General features: G+C 71.5%; 11 protein-coding genes. 9 read left to right on the top strand and 2 right to left on the bottom strand.

Features of this window, described 5'->3' with window-relative positions; translation table 11 throughout:
* Nucleotides 1-1,069: adenosylhomocysteinase (locus FJ251_06420; protein MBM4117368.1), on the top strand; the 1,069-nt coding region annotated here is incomplete at its 5' end.
* Nucleotides 1,070-1,081: 12 nt separating this feature from the next.
* Here the strand turns inward: FJ251_06420 and FJ251_06415 are convergent.
* Complete coding sequence (locus FJ251_06415; protein MBM4117367.1) at nucleotides 1,082-2,335, bottom strand: YjgP/YjgQ family permease; 1,254 nt, start codon at nucleotides 2,333-2,335, stop codon at nucleotides 1,082-1,084.
* Nucleotides 2,173-4,152 carry a YjgP/YjgQ family permease gene (locus tag FJ251_06410; protein MBM4117366.1) on the bottom strand — a complete coding sequence of 660 codons (1,980 nt, stop codon included), beginning with the start codon at nucleotides 4,150-4,152 and terminating at the stop codon, nucleotides 2,173-2,175. Before FJ251_06410 ends, FJ251_06415 begins: the two co-directional genes overlap by 163 nt.
* Between FJ251_06410 and sprA the strand changes: the two genes are divergently transcribed.
* The 8 genes from sprA to truB form a co-directional block, all read left to right on the top strand.
* Nucleotides 3,885-10,286: a cell surface protein SprA gene (gene sprA, locus FJ251_06405; GenBank protein ID MBM4117365.1), complete on the top strand. Its 6,402-nt coding sequence runs from the start codon at nucleotides 3,885-3,887 to the stop codon at nucleotides 10,284-10,286. The two genes, FJ251_06410 and sprA, sit on opposite strands and share 268 nt — an antisense overlap.
* A 126-nt stretch (nucleotides 10,287-10,412) precedes the next feature.
* Nucleotides 10,413-10,919, top strand: a complete 507-nt coding sequence (locus FJ251_06400) for a ribosome maturation factor RimP (protein MBM4117364.1) — start codon at nucleotides 10,413-10,415, stop codon at nucleotides 10,917-10,919.
* Nucleotides 10,909-12,396 carry a transcription termination factor NusA gene (gene nusA / locus FJ251_06395; GenBank protein ID MBM4117363.1) on the top strand — a complete coding sequence of 496 codons (1,488 nt, stop codon included), beginning with the start codon at nucleotides 10,909-10,911 and terminating at the stop codon, nucleotides 12,394-12,396. The genes FJ251_06400 and nusA overlap by 11 nt, the downstream gene beginning before the upstream one ends.
* A 1-nt stretch (nucleotide 12,397) precedes the next feature.
* Nucleotides 12,398-12,742, top strand: coding sequence for a hypothetical protein (locus FJ251_06390; GenBank protein ID MBM4117362.1), 345 nt, complete (start codon nucleotides 12,398-12,400; stop codon nucleotides 12,740-12,742).
* Between the two features lie 37 nt (nucleotides 12,743-12,779).
* Nucleotides 12,780-15,482 (top strand): translation initiation factor IF-2, encoded by a 2,703-nt coding sequence (gene infB / locus FJ251_06385; GenBank protein MBM4117361.1) that lies wholly within the window; start codon nucleotides 12,780-12,782, stop codon nucleotides 15,480-15,482.
* Nucleotides 15,483-15,506: 24 nt separating this feature from the next.
* Complete coding sequence (locus FJ251_06380) at nucleotides 15,507-15,788, top strand: DUF503 domain-containing protein (protein ID MBM4117360.1); 282 nt, start codon at nucleotides 15,507-15,509, stop codon at nucleotides 15,786-15,788.
* A 3-nt stretch (nucleotides 15,789-15,791) separates the two neighbouring features.
* Nucleotides 15,792-16,202 carry a 30S ribosome-binding factor RbfA gene (gene rbfA / locus FJ251_06375; GenBank protein MBM4117359.1) on the top strand — a complete coding sequence of 137 codons (411 nt, stop codon included), beginning with the start codon at nucleotides 15,792-15,794 and terminating at the stop codon, nucleotides 16,200-16,202.
* On the top strand, nucleotides 16,199-17,074 hold an 876-nt coding region (truB, locus tag FJ251_06370), incomplete at its 3' end, for a tRNA pseudouridine(55) synthase TruB (GenBank protein ID MBM4117358.1). The genes rbfA and truB, both read left to right, overlap by 4 nt.

Here is a 17,074-nt window from a genome sequence, read left to right as displayed (position 1 = left end):
GCGGGCGGCCGGCGCCGAGGTGGTCTGGTCGGGCTGCAACCCGCTCTCGACGAACGACGAGGTGGCGGCCGCCCTCGCCGCCAGCGAAACGCCGATCTTCGCCTGGCACGGCATGAGCACGGACGAGTTCTACTGGGCCATCGACCAGTGCCTGGAGGCGGCGCCGACGCTCACCCTCGACGACGGCGCCGACCTCATCTTCAGCGCCCACGCGCGGCACCCCGAGCGCTGCGCGCAGATCCACGGCGGCACCGAGGAGACGACCACCGGCGTCCACCGCCTGCGCGCGATGGCCGCCGACGGCAAGCTGCGCTACCCGGTGGTGGCGGTCAACGACGCCGAGACGAAGTGGGACTTCGACAACGTCTACGGCACGGGCCAGTCCTCGATCGACGGCATCCTGCGCGCGACGAGCATCCTGCTCGCGGGCAAGAAGTTCGTCATCGCCGGCTACGGCCACTGCGGGCGCGGCGTCGCCCTGCGCGCGCGCGGCATGGGGGCGGAGGTCCTCGTCACCGAGGTCAAGGCGACGGCGGCGCTGAAGGCCAACCTCGAGGGCTTCCGCGTGATGACGATGGACGAGGCGGCGCCCCTGGGCGACATCTTCATCACGGCGACGGGCATGAAGGACGTCGTCGTCGAGCGCCACTTCCAGGCGATGAAGGACGGCGCGGTCGTCTGCAACACCGGCCACTACGACTGCGAGTTGAACCTCGTCCAGCTGGCCCGCCTGGCCGAGGGCGCGCCGGTCGAGATCCGCCCCAACAACGAGCGCTACGCGCTCCCCGGGGGCCGGCGCCTCTTCGTGCTCGCCAAGGGCCGTCTCGTCAACCTGGCCGCGGCGGAGGGCCACCCCTCCGAGGTGATGGACATGTCCTTCGCCAACCAGTTCATGAGCCTGCTCTGGATGGCGCGCGAGGGCAAGGGGCTGGCGCCGGCGGTCTACGACATTCCCGCGGCCCAGGACGAGGAGATCGCCGCGCTCAAGCTGAAGACCCTCGGCCTGGCGATCGACCGCCTGACGCCCGAGCAGATCGCCTACGCGAGCGACTACTCGGCCGGCACCTAGGGACGCGGCGGGCTAGCGGCTCGCCCGCGCGAGCAGGGCGAGCCCGACGCCGAGGAAGACGAGGTTGCCCACCCAGGCCGCGAGCAGGGGCGGCAGCGTGTGGTTGTGGCCCAGCGACAGCCCCAGGCGCAGGAAGATCAGGTAGACGAAGGCGATCCCCACCGTGAGTCCGAAGCCGGCCGCCATCGAGATGCGCCGCTTCGAGGCGCTCAGCGCGCTGCCCAGCAGGACGATGACCAGGTTGGCCCAGGGGAAGCTGGCCTTGACGTGCAGGTCCACCCAAAGGCGATCGGCGTCCTCGCCGGAGCGCGCCTGGGTCGCGATGTAGTCCTCCAGCTCGCGGTAGTCCATCGCCTCGGGCTTCTTCTCCTCCTGGCTGAAGACCGCCGGCGTCTCGGCGACGGGCGGCAGCTCGTAGCTCTCGAAGCTGGTCGTTCCCAGCTCCGGACGCTCCTGCCCGCTGCCGGCGGGGAAGAGGTGGCGCGTGCCCTCGTGCAGGCGCCAGCGGTCGCCGCTCCAGACGGCGTGGCGAGCCGACGTGTACTCGCGCAGGCGGCTGCGGTCGTAGCGCAGCAGCACGAGGTGCTCGAAGCGCTGCTGGGCGACGTAGTAGGCCTCCGCCCAGTAGACCGTGCCGTCCTCCCCGATGCGGTGGACGAAGCGCCGCACGCCGCGGTCGGCCCGCGGCTCGCGGCGCACTTCGTGGCGCTGGAGGTCCTCGAGGGCCAGGTTCGCCCGCGTCACCACGCGGTCGTTGAAGTAGTAGCTGCCCAGGCTGACGAGCGCGGCGAGCGCGAAGAGCGGAGCGAGCAGGCGCGGCAGCGGGATGCCGGCCGCGAGCATGGCGGTCAGTTCGCTGTCCCGCGACAGGCGCCCCAGCGTGAAGAGGCTGGCGAGCAGCATCGCTATGGGCAGAATGAGCACCGTGATGTAGGGCGTCTTGAACAGGTAGAGCTTGGCGACGATCGACCAGGGGGTGTCGCGGTCGATGTAGTCGCCGAGCTTCTCGAAGAAGTCGATGACGATGAAGATGACGATGAACGCGGCGAGGCCGAGGGCGAGCGAGCGCAGGTACTGCCGCAGCAGGTAGCGATCGAGGCGTCTCACGGCGCGCGCCTCCGGGCCACCTGCGCCAGGCGCCGCCTCTCGCGCCAGAGGTCGAAGCGCATGAGCAGCGGATAGGGCCGCGACTCGCGGTTGGTCTGCACGAGCATCCAGACGCCGAAGGCGACCAGCAGCAGGTTGGCCAGCCACATCGCGATCCAGGGCGCGAGCAGCTCGCGGTCGGCCAGCTCCTCGCCGCCGACCAGGAAGACGTAGTAGAGGGTGAAAAGGGCGATCGAGAAAGTGATTCCCCAGCCCGTGCCGCTGCGGCCGGTCTTGATGGCGATCGGCGCGCCGAGCAGGATGAAGACGAGGCAGGCGAAGGGGATCGCGAACTTCTTGTGCACCTCCACCTCATAGCGGCGGATCTTGCGTTCGACGGCGCTGCGGCTGAGCAGCAGGTTGGCGAGCGAGCGCTGGGTGTTCTCCTCGTCCTGGACGCGGGCGGCCGCCGCCCGCGCGGCGCGTCCGCTCGGGCCCCCGCCCGCCGCGGGCAGGCCCTTTCCGCCCAGGTAGCGCGCGCGCTCCGCCGGATCGAGCAGCCCGAGCAGGCGGTCGAGCTGGCGCCCGGCCTCGCTGCCCAGGCGCCCGTCCAGGCGCGCGATCTCCTCGCGGTTGCTGGCGATGCGGTCGGCCATCATGCCCACGGACATCTCGCGATCGCCGCGGTGCTCGAGGTCGCGCCGCTGCAGGTCGCGGTCGATATCGCGCAGCAGGATGTCCATGCGGTCGAAGACCGTGATCTGCAGGCGTTCCGGCGCGCCGAGCTCGACCTCGAACTGCTCGCCCTCGGCGAGGGCGAGCTTGAGCAGGTCCTGCTGGTCGTCGCGCGCGAACCGGGCGCGCTCGGCGCTGATGACCACCGGGTTCTTGCCGCGCTCCTCCTGGAAGACGAGCAGCTCGGCCAGCTCGCCGCTCGCCTCGTCCTTGCGGCCCGCGTAGAGGGTATAGCCGGGAATGGACTCGATGAAGCGGCCCGGCCTGATGTCGAGCGCCGGCTTCTTGGCGCGCACGGCGATCAGCAGGTTCTTGAGGCGGTGGTTCGTCTCGGGCAGGACGAAGTTGTTGAAGAGGAACATGCCCGCCGTGAGCGCGAGGGCGGCCACGAGCGGGGGGGCGATCAGGCGGTAGAGCGAGACGCCGCCCATGCGCAGGGCCGTGATCTCGTTCTCGCTGACCATCTGGGCGAAGGCCATCATGGTCGAGACGAGAACGGCCATTGGAATGGTCAATGCAAGGATGTGCCCGAGACTGAGCAGGACCAGCTCGAGCACGACCACCGCCGGCACCTTGTTGACCAGGAAGAGCTCGAGGAAGGAGTAGAGGATATCGATCACGAAGACGAAGGTCAGCACCGACAGCCCGAGCAGAAAGGGTCCCAGGTGGTGGCGGAGGATGTAGCGGTCGGCCAGCCTCACCGAGTACCTCTTATCTAACAAGGACTTAACCGGAAGGGCGAGTGTAGTTACCCCTGCGCTCCCCGACAAGCGTAGAATGGGCCGCTCCCGCCGCCGGTTCCGCAGGTCGCGCTGAGGGCGCCAGGCCCGCAGCCGGCCGCGCCAGGGAGGGCGATCGGAGTGGAGGGGGCTCTGTCCTGTTTCGTGGACCGAGCCGTCCCCGGAAGGGGACGCTCTGCCCCTGCCTGGCGCGCGCGAGCCGGTCGGCGCGCGGGTCCCGCCACCCGGCGCCGCGAGCCGAGGATCCGCTGTCGATGAGAGAAAGAGCCGCGCGCCCCGTCCCCCCCCGACTTCCCGCCCTCGCCGCCCGGGCGAGGCGCCGACTTGCCGCCGCGCTGCTCTGCCTGCTCGCTCTCCTGACTGCGCCGCCGCCCGCCGTGCGCGGCGACCTGCCACCCGACCCGCCGCTCCGTCCCTATGGGCCCTATGCCGAGTGGCTGGCCAGGCAGCGCTACCTCGCGGACGGCTGGCTGCCCGGCCTGCACGCCCGGCACTGGCTGCCGCCGGCCGTGGCGCGGCGATCCGGCCAGGAGAGCTACTGGCAGGACGAGCTGCGCGTCCTGCCCGAGAGCGGTCTCGTGCTCTGGCTGCGCCGGCCGGCCCTGCTCGCGCAGCTGCGCCCGCCGACGGCGGGCACGGACCGCTACGCCAACGGCCTGCAGGCCGAGTGGCCGGGCGTCGTCACGCGGGACGTCATCGCCTGGGACGACTACTTCGCGCGCGAGATCGCGCGCCGGCGCGTTGCGCTGGTGCGCGAGAAGGCGGCGGCTACCGCCCGCGAGCTGACGCAGGAGGAGGCGCGCGGCTCGCTGATCGACATCAACATCCCGCTCGCCCTGCCCAAGAGCATCGAGCGGGTGGTCGGCCGCGGCGAGAAGAGCAACATCACGGTCACCGGCCGCGAGACGATCAGCTTCAGCGGCGAGACGACGCGCAACAGCAACTTCATCACCGACGAGTCGGGTCGCGGCCAGCCGCTCTTCCCGCGCCTGGAGATGAAGCAGGAGCTGCAGGTCAAGCTCAACGGCACCGTCGGCGAGAAGGTGCACGTCGAGGTGGAGAACAACAGCCTCGCGGTGGGCGACGAGGCGAACCGCATCCGCATCCGCTACGAGGGCGACGACGACGAGATCGTCGAGCTGGTGGAGATGGGCGACACCCAGCTCAGCCTGCCCAGCTCCGGCCTCGTCAGCTATTCGACCCAGAACAAGGGTCTCTTCGGCGTCAAGATGCAGGGCCATCTGGGCGCCCTCGACTTCACGGCGATCGCCTCCAAGCAGGAGGGCGAGGTCTCCAGCCGCAACTTCAACAACACCGGCCAGGAAGTGCAGACCGACTTCAAGCGCGACACGGACTTCATCGCCAACCGTTTCTTCTTCCTCGACGACCCGGCGACGCCGGGGAGCTTCTACCGCTGGCTGGTCGACGAGGGCACCCTGCAGGTCTTCGTCAGCACGGGCATCGCGCCCAACGCCAACGCGCCCGACGCCGGGCGCTACTACAAGGGCCGCGCCTACGCCGACACGCTCGGCAACGGCCTCGCCGACGACCTGGCCAGCCAGGCGCCCGCCGTGCAGGCCTTCAAGCTGCTCGCCGACGCGGACTTCACCTGGCGCCTGGACGCCGCGCAGAACTTCTACGTCTTGCAGCTCAACTACCCGATCGGGGAGACGGAGATCCTCGCCGTCAGCTACACGGCGCGGGACTCGGCGAACGGGGACGCGCCGCACGCGATCGGCGACAACACCCTGGGCAAGCTGACCTACTGGGACTCGAACGCGGACACCCTGGCGCTCGAACTGATCAAGCCCGATCCCTACCGGCCGGAGAGTCCGACCTGGGATTACATGCTGCGCAACATCTACTCGCTGGGTGGGCGGGACATCGACTTCGCCAGCCTCGTCGTCAGCATCGAGCGCATCAGCACGGCCGAGGACCCCGCCTACCCGGCCGGCAGCAACACGCCCTACCTGCGCTTCTTCGGCCTGGACCAGTACCGCGGCCAGCTGCTGACCGGCTACGACCCGGATGGCCGCGTCGACTGGCCGCGGGTGGACGTCGACGAGGGCCTGCTGATCTTTCCCTACTACCGGCCCTTCGACCCGCCCGCGGAGCTGGTCTGCGCCTGGACGACCAACCCGGCCACCAGCGACTGCGAGGCCCTGATCACCGACGATCGCAACCCGGTCATCTACACGACGGCGCGCGAGACCGTGCTCAAGAACCCCGCGCTCTACGGCAAGTACCTGATCCGCTACGAGAGCGCGACGGTCGCCAGCCGCTTCAACCTGAACGCCTTCAACATCCTCGAGGGCAGCGAGGTAGTCACCCTCGACGGCACGACCCTCACGCGCGGCACGGACTACAGCATCGACTACCTCTCCGGCGAGGTCGAGCTGCTCGGCGAGGCGGCGAGCCGGCTGACGCCGAGCAGCAATCTGCAGGTGACCTACCAGTACCGACCCCTGATCGGCGGCGGCCGCAGCAACCTGCTCGGTCTGCACGGCACCTATCACCTGGGCACCAGGAGCAGTCTCGCCAGCTCCTGGCTCTACGAGTCCAAGCAGAGCGGGACGCGACGGCCGCGCCTGGGCGAGGAGTCGACGCGCAACGTCGTCGGCAACCTGCTCGGCAACTTCACGGCCAATCCGCGCTTCCTCACCAGCGTCGCCAACTGGCTGCCCCGCGTGGACACGGACGCCCTCAGCACGGCGAGCCTCTCGAGCGAGCTGGCCGTCAGCTTCCCCAACCCGAACGTCGACGACGCGGCCTTCGTCGACGACATGGAAGGCGCCGAGGACGCCGACGAGCTGGGCATCCACCGCACCCAGTGGCTGCCGGCCAGCGAGCCGCTGGACGTGATCAGCGTGCTCGGCGGCGCCGACATTCCGGCCGGCGCTTCCGGCCGGGCGGAGGGGGCCTACTGGTTCCATCCCCAGAGCAGCACGCGCCGCGAGGACTTCAACCTGAACCTGACCGAGCAGGAGGCGCAGGAGGTAGTGGAGGTCCTCCAGCTCGCCGTGCCGGTGGACCTGAGCGCGGCGCAGCTGGCCGCCTATCCCGCCCTCGCCGAGACGAACGCGCGCAACGCGGCCCGCGGCGACAGCCTCTGGTCCGGGCTCATGCGCGGCTTCGCCGGTCAGGGCCTCGACCTCAGCGAGGCCGAGTACCTCGAGATCTGGGTCAACGACTTCCAGCAGGAGGCGAGCGAGCGCCGCGGCCGTCTCCACTTCGATCTCGGCGCGATCAACGAGGACTTCTGGAACCCCCAGCTCGGCGAGTTCGACACGGAGGACCGCGAAGGCATCGGCGTCTTCGACGTCAACCAGGAGGACATCGGCCTGGACGGACGTGCGAACGCGGCCGAGAGCGTCGATCCCCTGGCGCCCTCGCCCTATCGCAGCCCCGCGGATCCGGCCGGCGACGACTACGAGCCGGCCGAGCTGGCCGACGCCTACGCCAACTCCTACTTCAAGGTGAACGGCAGCGAGGGCAACCAGCGCCTGGATACCGAGGACCTCAACGACGACGGCGACCTCGACGAGACCAACAGCTACTTCACGCTCGCCGTCGACCTCGCCGACCAGCCCTTCACTGACATGGTGACGGTCTACGAGGACGAGACGGGCGCCCCACCCGCGAACAGCAAGGCCTGGCGCCTCTACCGCCTCAACCTCGCCGAGGCCCGCGTCGTCAGCGACGGCTTCGATGCACCCGACTGGACGCGCATCAAGCACTTCCGCTTCTGGCTGGAGGGCTTCGCCGGGCCCGCGCCCGGCGGCGGCGCCCCGAGCAACCGGCTCGAGATCGCCAGCATCAAGCTGGTGGGCAACCGCTGGAAGACGCACGGCATCCAGGACGCCGCCAGCGGGATCACGCTCGCCCCCGAACAGCTCGGGGCCGGCGAGGACCTGCGCGTGGAGGTCATCAACACCAAGGACAACGCCAATTTCACCTGGCCCTTCGGCGAGCAGATCGATCCGGACACCGGCCTGCCCGAGCGCGAGCAGGCGCTGAACGTCGTCTACGAGGGGCTCCTGCCCGGCCACCAGGCCCTGGCGCGCAAGGACTACCAGGCGCTCAACCTGACCGGCTACCGCACGCTGAGCTTCTACATCCACCCCGACGCCGCGACGGCCGGCCACGACATCTTCCTGCGCGCCGCGCAGGACAGCGTCACCTACTACGAGTGGCGCTACCGGCCGCCGGGCGTGGGCTGGGTGGAAGTCAACTTCCCGCTCCAGGCCTGGACGGACCTCAAGCTGGACAGCGATGCCGACACGGTGAGCACGAGCGTGGCGGACCTGAACGCCCCCGAGCGCAGCTACACGCTGACGCGGGTGCGCCAGCCGGACCTCAGCCGCATCCGCGCCTTCTACTTCGGCGTCGTCAACGGCCCGGCGGACGCGATCCTCAGCGGCGAGACCTGGGTGAACGATCTGCGCGTGAAGGACGTCAAGCGCGCCACCGGCTACGCCGCCAAGCTGAGCGGCAACCTGAACATGGCCGGCGGCGTGCTCAACCTCGGCGTCACCTACCAGGAGCAGGATGCCGAATTCCGCGCCCTGCGCGCGACGAGCGGGCAGGGCGCGCGCACGCGGACCTGGTCGGTCAGCGCCGCCAGCGCCCTCGAGCACTTCGTCCTCTTGGGCGGCTACAAGCTGCCGATCAACGCCAGCTACGGGCAGTCGCTCAGCCTGCCCAAGTACGAGCTGAGCAGCGACGTCGAGCTCGGCGGGGCGCGCCAGGAGGAGCAGAAGAGCACGGGCGTCAACCAGCGCCTCTCCGCCAGCCTCAGCCGCAGCCCCTCGACGCACTGGCTGGGCCGCGCATTCCTCGACAAGCTCAAGCTCTCCGGCTCGGTGACCCAGCGCAAGAGCCAGGCGCCGCTGCGCCTGGAGCTCTCCGAGCAACTCGCCTACAATGCGAGCTACGACACGCAGTTCAGGGACCGCCGGCTGGGGCTCTACGGAGGCGGCCGCCTGCGCTGGCTGCCGGGCAGCCTGCGCCTGAAGTCGGACGTCAGCCGCTCCTGGACGGAAACCTGGAAGGCGAGCGGCACGCGCTTCACGCCCAACCCGAGCGCGCGCACGGGCCAGCTCACGAACAGCGCCGGCCTGAACTGGCCGCTCTTCGATTCCTTCAAGACGGACTTCAGCCTCAGCGAATCGCGCGACCTCGAGCACGAGGACGCCGAAGCGCTCGCCCTGTTCGGCCGGCGGCTGAACATCGGCTTCCAGAACAGCCAGGGCCAGAGCCTGCGCCTGGACTACACGCTGCCCTTCTTCGCCCGCTTCAAGCCGGCCTTCAGCTTCACGAGCAACTACAACCAGACGGCGCGGGCCACCAACCTCGCTTCGGCCGCGCTGCCGCCCGGCACGCGCAATCTCAGCAACAGCAACACCCTCTCGACCAGCTACAACTTCCAGGTCGGCCGCTGGCTGGAGGCGCTCGGCGGCCGGGGCCTCCGCCAGCTGCGCGAGCAGCGGGGCGGCGCCGCGTCGGGGCGGGCGGGCGAGCCGGGCGTATCGGGGGCGCCGGGCTTCGAGGCGCCGGGCGAGCCGCGGCACCGCCCGCAGCGGCTGCTGGTGCCGGTCGATCCCCTGCGCGGCCCGGACCCGCGCATGCGCCGGCGCAGCGCTAGGCGCTTCATCGAGGACCGCCTGGAGGTCGGCGTTCCCGTGGCGACCGCCCCGGCCGACAGCGCCGCCGCCGGCGTCGACCCGATGTTCATCGTCTACCGGACCCTGGACGTGCTCGCGGGCCTGAAGCCGCTGAAGGTGGATCTCAGCCGCCGCGTCAACACGCGCTTCGACAACGTGCGCGGCGCACCGCTGCTGCTCTATCGGCTCGGCTTGGGCGAGGATCCGGACCTGCCGGGCACCGTCGGCGGGCAGACCGTCGCGCACAAGAGGCCGGACCTCTACGACGAGGCCCGCGACCTGCGCCTCGCCACCGGCGTCACGATCGCCGAGCGCCTCCAGGTGTCGACCAACTTCGAGATCACCCAGGCCAATCGCCGCCTGAACAACACGCGCAGCGAGGACACGAACCGCAAGTGGCCGAGCGTCAACGTCGATCTCGGCGGCGTCGAGCGCTGGCCGCTCTGGGGCAAGCTGCTGGAGACCAGCTCGCTGGGCCTGGGCTACGCCAAGCAGGTGCGCGTGACCGAGAACCGCGTGCAGGGCAGCGAGGATCGCGACGAGAACAGCAGCTGGACGCCGCGCTGGAGCGCGACCTGGTCGAACAAGATGCAGACCACGCTGACCGGCAGCTACACCGCCGCCTCGGCGATCCAGAACACCAGCCGCACGAAGAACAGCAGCTTCAAGCTGGACGCCACCTGGAACTACAATCTCTCGGCGCCGAACGGCCTGGGCATCCCCGGCCTGCGGGGGATCCGCTTCTCCAGCCGCATGGACCTCAACGCCAAGCTCGGCTACACGCGCCAGCGCAACGTGCGCATCGACTCGGGCGGCTTCGAGACGCCGCTGGGCGGCTCCCGCTCCTTCAGCATCAGCCCGGGGGCGAGCTACCAGTTCACGGAGAAGCTGCGCGGCTCGCTCGGCCTCACCTTCAGCCGCACGAGCGACGACATCCGGGACAACGTCACGACGCGCCTGCGCCTGGACCTGCGCACGACCTTCATCTTCTAGGCGGCCGGCGGCCCTGCGGGGGCCAAACAGGCCTTGCAGCCGCCTGCCTTCCGTACTATGGTATCCGGGCAAGTGGGTGGTTCTGCCCACTTTTTTCTTTGCGGTCTCCCCGGGAAGGCAAGCGGCATGAGCGAGGACCTGGAGGGGCTCCTGGCGGCGGAGAGCAGCCGGGAAGGCTTCGAACTCTACAGTTGGCACCTCCGGCCCGCCGGCCGGCGCCGCGTGCTCCAGGTGGTTCTCTACGCGCCGAGCGGGGTCGGCCTGGACGATTGCGCGCGGGTGAGCCGCCGCCTGGGGGCGGCCCTCGAGGCGGCGGACGCCGTGACCGGCAGCTACGTCCTCGAGGTGTCCTCGCCGGGCCTCGACCGGCCGCTGCTGACGCCCCGCCACTACGAGCTGGCACTGGGCGAGCGCATCCGGGTCACCCGGGCCGAGGCGGGCCTGGCCGCCGGCGAGAACCCGGTGCTCGAGGGCGTGCTGAGCGCCGTGGACGCCGAGGGCATCGGCCTGGCGGGAGCGTCCCCGCGCCGGCTGGACTGGACGGCGATCGGCAAGGCGCGCGTGTTGCCGGACCTGGGAGCGCGGCGGGAGCCGGCGGCGACGCCGATGGAGGAAGAACAGGATGATGACTGAAGGCTTCTTCGAGGCCCTGCAGCAGATCGCGCGGGAGCGCAAGGTCGACCGCGAGGTGCTCATCGAGACCCTCGCCATGGGCCTGCGCTCGGCCGTGCGCCGCAAGCACGGGTCCGAGGCCAACGTGGACGTGAACATCGACCCGCAGGGGGCGATCGACATCCACCTCGTGATGCAGGTGGTGAGCGAAGACGATCTCGAGAACGAGGACCAGGAGCTCACGGTCGAGGAGGCGCGCGAGTACATCGACGACCCCGAGGTGGGGGACATCATCCGCATCCCCCTCGACGTCAAGGAATTCGGCCGCAACGCCATCCTGACCGCCAAGCAGGTGCTCGTGCAGGGCGTCCGCGAGGCGGAGCGCGAGCGCATCTTCAACGAGTACAGCAAGCGCGTGGGCGAGATCGTCACCGGTACCGTGCAGCAGGTGGACCGCGGCAACGTGCTGGTCAACCTCGGCCGCGCCGAGGCGCTCCTGCCCTACCGCGAGCAGATCCGCCGCGAGCACTGGCGCCAGAACGACACCGTGCAGGGCCTCGTGCTCGAGGTCCAGCGCGAGTCGCGCGGGCCGCAGGTGATCCTCAGCCGCACGCACCCGGACCTGCTCCTGCGCCTCTTCGAACAGGAAATCCCCGAAGTGTATGAAGGTCTGGTCGAGATCAGGGCGATCGCCCGCGAGCCGGGCTGGCGCTCGAAGGTGGCCGTCTACTCCAAGGACGACCGCATCGACGCCGTCGGCGCCTGCGTCGGCATGAAGGGCGCCCGCGTGATGACGATCGTCAAGGCCCTCAGCGGCGAGCGCATCGACATCGTGCCCTGGGACAGCGACATCCACACCTTCGTCTCGCGGGCGCTGGCGCCGGCGATGGTCTCCATGCTGCGCGTCGCGGACTGGGAAGAGCGCGCCCTGGAGGTGATCGTCGCCGAGGACCAGCTCTCCCTCGCCATCGGCAAGGAGGGCCAGAACGTCCGCCTGGCCGCGAAGCTGACCGGCTGGAAGATCGACCTCGTCACGACCGAGCTGCTCAAGCTGCGCGAGGAGGCCGACGCCCAGGTGCGCATGGAGGCGGCCGAGCTCGAGGGCGTCACGCCGCGCCTGGCCGAGGCCCTGGCGGCCGCCGGCTTCCATACCGTGCAGGAGCTGGGCCGGGCGAGCCTGGCCGACCTCGAGCGCATCGAGGGCCTCGGCGCCAAGACCGCCGAGAAGCTGCAGGGCCGGGTGCAGGCCGCGCTCGCCGCCCTGGCCGAGGCGCGGGCCGAGTACATCGATCGCCGCCGGCGCGAGCTGGAGGCCGAGCGCCGGCAGGTCGAGCCGCTCTTCGACGAGTCGAAGCTGGCCGAGGACGGGGTGCTGGACGCGGAAGCGCCCGGCGGTCAGGCCGCCCGCGCGGCCGCCGGCCCGCCGACCAATCCCTTCGCCGACCCGCCCGCCGAGGCGGCGACCGCGGCCGGCGAAGACGCCGAGGAGGCCAGCTGAGATGGCGGGCGAGACCGCGCTCCTGGGGGCCCTCGCTCCCTACCTGCACCAGGCCCGGCGCGCCGGGGCCCTGGCGCTGGGTTACCGCGCGGTCAAGCAGGCCCTCGCCGCGGGGCGCTGCGCGCTGCTGCTCCTCGCGCGCGACGCCGGCGCTTCCCTGCGCCGCCTGCCGCGGGGGACGACGCCCCTCGTCGAGCTGGCCGACCGGCGCGCGCTGGGAGCCTGGGCAGGTCGCAGCGAACTGGCCATCCTCGGCGTGACGGACCCCGGCCTGGCGGCCGGCATGCTGGCGCGAATCGCCGCGCACGGGGAAGCCGCAGCGCCCGCTGGCAGGGCGGGCGCCTAGGGCCCGCCGGGCCCGGAAGCAGTGAACGGAGGTCAAGGTGGCGAAGCGTGTCTACCAGGTGGCCCAGACCCTCGGGGTGAAGGGCGTCGACGTCGTCCACTACCTGCGCGAGCAGGGCTTCGACGTCAAGAGCCACATGTCGCCCGTGAGCCCCGAGATGCAGGAGGCCATCGACCGCCGCTTCGCGCCCGCCCCCGCGCCCGCCGCCGAAGCCCCGGCCGCGAAGCCGGCCGCGAAGAAAGCCGTCAAGAAGGCCGTCAAGAAGGCGGCGAGCGCGCCGCCTGCCGGCGGGGAGGCCGAGGCCGTCGCCCCGGCCGCCAAACCCGCTGTCAAGCGCGTCGCCAAGAAGGCCGTCAAGCCGGTGCCCGCCCCACAGCCGGAGGCGCCGACCCCCGCCGCCAAGGCCCCAGCCCCGGCCGCCGCCAAGCCGGCGCCGGCCGAGGCCCCCGCGCCGCCGCCGGCGCCCGCCCCGGCTCCCCGGCCGGCGGGTGAGCGCAAGGGTGTGCAGGTCGTCAAGCGCGCCGAGCAGGAGGCGGCGGCCGCCCGCGCGGCCGAGGCGAAGGCCGCCCAGCCGGCGCCCGAGCCCGCTCCCGAGCCGGAGGAGAAGCCGCGCGTCATCCGCTATGCGCCGGGCATGGAGCCCGGCGCGCCGGACCGGGACGAACTGCTGCGCAATCGCGGCGCCCGCCCGAGCGGCGAATTCAGCGCCCCCGGGCCGCGGCGACCCGGCGCGCCGCCCCGCCTCGGCGGGGGCCCGCGGCCCGGCGGCCGCCCGCTCGGAGGTCCACCGCCCGCGCCGGCGCCGGACGCCGGTCCCGGCCGCGGCCGCAAGCGCCCGAAGAAGAAGGGCGAGCGCGACGACGTCGAGATCCGCAAGAGCGTGCGCCAGGCGATGGCGAGCATGGAAGGCCGGGCCGGGCGCAAGCTGCGCCGCCGCGGCACGGGCGGCGCGCCGGCGCTGACCGGAGAGGAGCGCACTGCCGTGGCCGCCGATCGCCTGCGCATTCTGCCGCTGTCGACGCTCTCGGAGCTGGCCAACGCCATGCAGGTCCCGCAGAACGAGGTGATCGCCACCTGTCTGCGCAACGGCCTGATGGTGACGATCAACCAGCGCCTGGAGCGCGAGGACATCGAGCTGATCGCCAACGAGTACGAGTTCGAGGTCGAGTTCATCAGCGAGTTCAGCGAGATCGGCGAGCCCGAGGCGACGCCGATCGCGCCCGAGGACCTGGAGCCGCGAGCGCCGGTGGTCACCGTGATGGGCCACGTCGACCACGGCAAGACGAAGCTGCTCGACTACATCCGCAAGGCGAAGGTCGCCGAGGGCGAGGCGGGCGCCATCACGCAGCACATCGGCGCCTACTCGGTGCAGCTGCCGCAGGGCCGGATCACCTTCCTCGACACGCCGGGCCACGCCGCCTTCACGGCGATGCGCGCGCGCGGCACCCTGGTCACCGACCTCGTCATCCTCGTCGTCGCCGCCGACGACGGCGTCATGCCGCAGACGGTGGAGGCGATCGACCACGCCAAGGCGGGCAGGGTGCCGGTCGTCGTCGCGATCAACAAGATCGACCTGCCGGCGGCCAACCCCGATCGCGTCAAGCAGGAGCTGCTCAAGCACGGCGTCACCGTCGAGGAGTTTGGCGGCCAGACGGTGGCGGTGCCGATCTCGGCCAAGTTCGGCCAGGGCGTCGACAAGCTGCTGGAGATCGTGCTGCTGCAGGCGGACCTGCTCGAGCTGCGCGGCGCCCCCCGCCTGCCGATCAAGGGCACGGTGGTGGAGGCGCGCAAGGACCCGGGGCGGGGCGTCCTCTTCACGGTGCTCGTGCAGCAGGGCACGCTGCGGGTGGGCACGCCCTTCTCGGTGGGCCTGCACTACGGCAGCGTGCGGGCGATGATCAACGAGTGGGGCGAGCGCATCGAGGAGGCCGGGCCGGCGATGCCGGTGGAGATCCTCGGCGCCAGCGACGTGCCCGAGGCGGGCGACATCTTCAACGAGGCCGAGTCGGAGGTGAAGGCGCGCGAGATCTCCGTCAAACGGCAGCAGCTGCGCCGTGAGCAGGAGATCCGCTACCAGCGCCGCATGACCCTGGACGATCTCTACGGCCAGATCAACAAGGGCGAGGTCCAGGAACTGAACCTGGTGCTCAAGGGCGACGTCGCCGGCTCCGTCGAGGCGATGGCGGACAACTTCCAGAAGCTCTCCACCGGCGAAGTGAAGGTGAACATCATCCACAAGTCGGTGGGCACGGTGACCGAGAGCGACGTCCTGCTCGCGGCCGCCTCGAGCGCGATCGTCATCGGCTTCAACGTGCGGCCGCAGGTCTCCGTGCGGGAGCTGGCCAAGCGCGAGCAGGTGGAGATCCGCACCTACGACATCATCTACGAGGCCGTCGAGGAGATCAAGCAGGCGATGAGCGGCCTGCTGCGGCCGGAGATCAGGGAGACCGTCACCGGCACCGCCGAGGTGCGGCAGGTCTTCCGGGTGCCCAAGATCGGCGCCGTGGCCGGTTGCTACGTCACCGACGGCACCATCGAGCGCAGCGCGACGATCCGCGTCCTGCGCGACGGCGTCGTGCTCGGCGCGCGCCGCCTGGCGAGCCTCAAGCGCTTCAAGGAGGACGTCGGCAAGGTGGAGTCCGGCTACGAGTGCGGCCTCAGCCTGGTCGACTTCCAGGACATCAAGGAGGGCGACGTCCTCGAGGCCTTCGTCACCGAGGAGATCGCCCGCCGCCTCTAGGCAAGGCCCGGGAGGCATGGCGGCGTGCGCGTGCTCGTCCTGACGCTGGAGCTGGGGATCCCGGGCTGCCGCAGCCTCAAGGCCCGGCGCTCGGTGCTCGCGAGCCTCAAGGCCCGCCTGCGTCGGGACCTCAATCTTTCCGTGAGCGAGATCGCCCCCCGCGACCAGCACGACCGGGCCCGCCTGGGGATCGCGGCCGTCGTCGACACCCGGGCGCAGGGCGACGCCCAGTACGAGAAGGTCCACGCCCTGCTCGCGCGCGAGCCGCGCGTCCTCCTCATCGACGAGGAGAAGGAGTACTGGTAGCCCATGAGCACGAGCACGAGCATGAACGCGGGCGCGGGCGGCGGCGGCGCCGAGCTGGTCAAGCGGCGCCTGGAGAACCACATCCTCGAGGTGCTCTCGGAGCTGCTCGCGCGCGAGGTGCGCGACCCGCGCGTCGAGGACGTGGTGATCACGGCCGTCGAGCTGAACGAGGACTTCTCCGTCGCCAAGGTCTTCACGATGGGGGGTGGGCCCACGGCGCTGCGCGGGCTCAGACAAGCCGCCGGCTTCCTGCGCGGCGGCCTCGGGCGCACCCTGAAGACGAAGACCGCGCCCGAGCTGCGCTTCCGCGAGGACCGCAGCCTGGAGCAGTACAACCGCGTCGAGGCCCTGCTCGAGGAGGACCGCCCCGCTGCGGGCGGCGAGGAAGCGGCGGCCGAGGACGGCGAGGCGTGAGGCCGGGCCGGCTGCTCCTCATCGACAAGCCGGTCGGCCCCACCAGCCACGACGCCGTGAGCGCCGTCCGCCGCGCCCTTGGCCTCCGGCGCGCCGGTCACTGCGGCACCCTCGACCCCGCGGCCAGCGGACTCCTGCTCGTCCTCGTCGGCGAGGCGACCCGCCTGGCCGAGGTCTTTGCCGGCCACGAGAAGGTCTACCGCGGCCGCGTGCGCTTCGGCCTCGCCACGGACACGGACGACGCCCAGGGCCGCGAGATCGCGCGCCTCGCCGACGCGGACTTCCAGGTCGCCCCGGCCGCGCTGGACGCCGCCCTCGCTGCCCTCGCCGCGCGCCGCAGCCAGCGGCCGCCCGGCTTCTCGGCGATCAAGCGCGAGGGCGTGCCGCTCTACAAGCTCGCCCGGGCGGGGCGCCTGGACGCCGCGTCGCTCCCCGAGCGCCCCGTCCGGGTGGGCCCGATCCTGCCGCTCGCCTTCGACGGCCGCGAGCTCGAGCTCGAAATCACCTGCAGCGCCGGTACCTATGTCCGTGCCCTGGCGCGCGATCTGGGCGAGCTGGTCGGCGTGCCCGCGCACCTGGCTGCCCTGCGCCGGCTGGCCTCGGGCCCCTTCCGCGTCGAGCAGGCCCTGCCCCTGGATGCCCTGCGCCCCGGCGCCGTGGGAGAGGCGCCCGGCCTCTCGCCGGCCGAGGCCCTGGCCTCGCTGCCGGCCGTGGTCGCGGCGGCCGGCTACGCGGAGCGCCTGCGCTTCGGGGCCCAGCCGGGCGCCGGCGACCTCGCCTGGCAGGAGCCGCTGCCGCCGCCCGGCGCCTGGCTGCGCGTGCTCTCGCCGACGGCGGAGCTGCTCGCCCTCGCGCAGGTGGAGGCCGGCGGT

The organism is bacterium, assembly GCA_016873475.1.
Classification (GTDB): domain Bacteria; phylum Krumholzibacteriota; class Krumholzibacteriia; order JACNKJ01; family JACNKJ01; genus VGXI01.
Note: the sequence above shows the minus strand (reverse complement) of the source record. Positions and strands in the feature narration are given on the sequence as shown.

What these genes read in the sequence shown, in the direction of transcription:
- sprA (MBM4117365.1), top strand. Translation starts at nt 3,885, where the DNA reads ATGAGAGAAAGAGCCGCGCGCCCCGTCCCCCCCCGACTTCCCGCCCTC.
- FJ251_06400 (MBM4117364.1), top strand. Translation starts at nt 10,413, where the DNA reads ATGAGCGAGGACCTGGAGGGGCTCCTGGCGGCGGAGAGCAGCCGGGAA.
- nusA (MBM4117363.1), top strand. Translation starts at nt 10,909, where the DNA reads ATGATGACTGAAGGCTTCTTCGAGGCCCTGCAGCAGATCGCGCGGGAG.
- FJ251_06390 (MBM4117362.1), top strand. Translation starts at nt 12,398, where the DNA reads ATGGCGGGCGAGACCGCGCTCCTGGGGGCCCTCGCTCCCTACCTGCAC.
- rbfA (MBM4117359.1), top strand. Translation starts at nt 15,792, where the DNA reads ATGAGCACGAGCACGAGCATGAACGCGGGCGCGGGCGGCGGCGGCGCC.